Origin of the sequence: Streptomyces sp. UH6 (genome assembly GCF_013421635.1) — a bacterium.
GTDB classification, from domain to species: domain Bacteria; phylum Actinomycetota; class Actinomycetes; order Streptomycetales; family Streptomycetaceae; genus Streptomyces; species Streptomyces abyssomicinicus.
The window spans coordinates 1-1,618 of the sequence record NZ_JACADT010001164.1; the positions used below are offsets into that span (position 1 = coordinate 1).

Below are 1,618 nucleotides of genomic sequence, written 5' to 3' on the forward strand. Positions count from 1 at the left end.
GTCGCGACCGGCGGACTCGGCGACTTCACCTGGCTCCTCCAGCCGGTCGGCGTTCCGGACCCGCTGGCGGCCTGAGGGCCGGCCCACGCCCGGCCGCCCGGGGCGCTGCCGCCTACTTGTCGATGTCCCCGACGACGAAGAAGAGCGAGCCGAGGATGGCGACCATGTCGGCGACCAGCGTGCCGGGCAGCAGTTCGGTGAGCGCCTGGATGTTGTTGAAGGACGCCGACCGCAGCTTCAGCCGGTACGGGGTCTTCTCACCGCGCGACACCAGGTAGTAGCCGTTGATGCCGAGCGGGTTCTCGGTCCAGGTGTAGGTGTGCCCCTCCGGCGCCTTCAGCACCTTGGGCAGCCGCTGGTTGACCGGCCCCGGCGGCAGCTCGGCCAGCCTGTCCAGGCACGCGTCCGCCAGGTCGAGCGCGTTGTGGGTCTGCCCCAGCAGGCACTCGAACCGGGCCAGGCAGTCGCCCTCCTGGCGGGTGATCACCTGGAGGACGTCGCCGAGCTCGCCGTACGCCAGGTAGGGCTCGTCCCGCCGCAGGTCGAAGTCGACACCGGAGGCACGGGCGATCGGCCCGCTCACCCCGTAGGCGTGCACCGCCTCCGCGCTCAGCACGCCGACGCCGCGGGTCCGGCCACGGAAGATCTCGTTGCCGAGCACCAGGTCGTCGAAGACGTCCATCCGGGAGCGCACGGCGGCCACCACGGCGCGGACCCGGTCCGTCCAGCCCAGCGGCAGGTCCTCCTTGAGACCGCCGACCCGGTTGAACATGTAGTGGATGCGCCCGCCGGAGACCTCCTCCATGACGTGCTGGAGGTCCTCGCGCTCGCGGAAGGCGTAGAACATCGGCGTGATGCCGCCCAGCTCCAGCGGGTAGGAGCCGAGGAACATCAGGTGGTTGAGCACCCGGTTGAGTTCGGCGAGCAGGGTGCGGATCCACACCGCCCGCTCCGGGACCTCCATGCCGAGCATCCGCTCGACCGCGATCACCACGCCCAGCTCGTTGGAGAACGCCGAGAGCCAGTCGTGACGATTGGCCAGCATGATGATCTGCCGGTAGTCACGGGCCTCGAAGAGCTTCTCCGCGCCGCGATGCATGTAGCCGATCACCGGCTCGGCGCTGGTGATGCGTTCGCCGTCCAGCACCAGGCGCAGGCGCAGCACGCCGTGCGTGGAGGGGTGCTGGGGGCCGATGTTGAGCACCATGTCGGTGGTCTCGGCGGCGGCGCCGATGCCGACCGTGGTCTGCGTCGTGGACGTCATGGCTTCAGTCTGGCCTACTGCGGACGCGGGGCGTGGGGGCAGGGCGGGCGGGACCCACGGGGACCCGCCCGGCACCGTGCGGGGCTCGGTGCGTGTTCCGGCGGGTCAGGACGCCGCGTGCAGGTCGTCGTCCTGCGCGTCGACGTCGATCACCCGGCCGACGTCGGTCCGCGGCGACGTCCTGATCAGCGGCTGCGCCGGAACGGACGCGGTCCGCCCCTCGCTCCAGGGCTGCGGAGCGGCAGGTTGCCACGGCGTCTGCCGAGCCGCCTGCTGCGGGTCCTCCTGCTCCTGGACGGCCGGCTCCTCGGCCGCGTACTGCCCGGCCGCCTGCTCCTCGGCCGCCTGCGCCTC

General features: G+C 71.8%; 2 protein-coding genes. Both read right to left on the minus strand.

Annotation, left to right across the window (positions count from 1 at the left end; translation table 11 throughout):
• Positions 1-112: 112 nt before the first annotated feature.
• Complete coding sequence (locus tag HW445_RS30255) at positions 113-1,264, minus strand: NADH-quinone oxidoreductase subunit D (RefSeq protein WP_180223996.1); 1,152 nt, start codon at positions 1,262-1,264, stop codon at positions 113-115.
• A gap of 105 nt (positions 1,265-1,369) precedes the next feature.
• On the minus strand, positions 1,370-1,618 hold a 249-nt coding region (locus HW445_RS30260; RefSeq protein WP_218957522.1), incomplete at its 5' end, for a hypothetical protein.

What these genes read in the sequence shown, in the direction of transcription:
- HW445_RS30255 (WP_180223996.1), bottom strand. Translation starts at nt 1,264, where the DNA reads ATGACGTCCACGACGCAGACCACGGTCGGCATCGGCGCCGCCGCCGAG.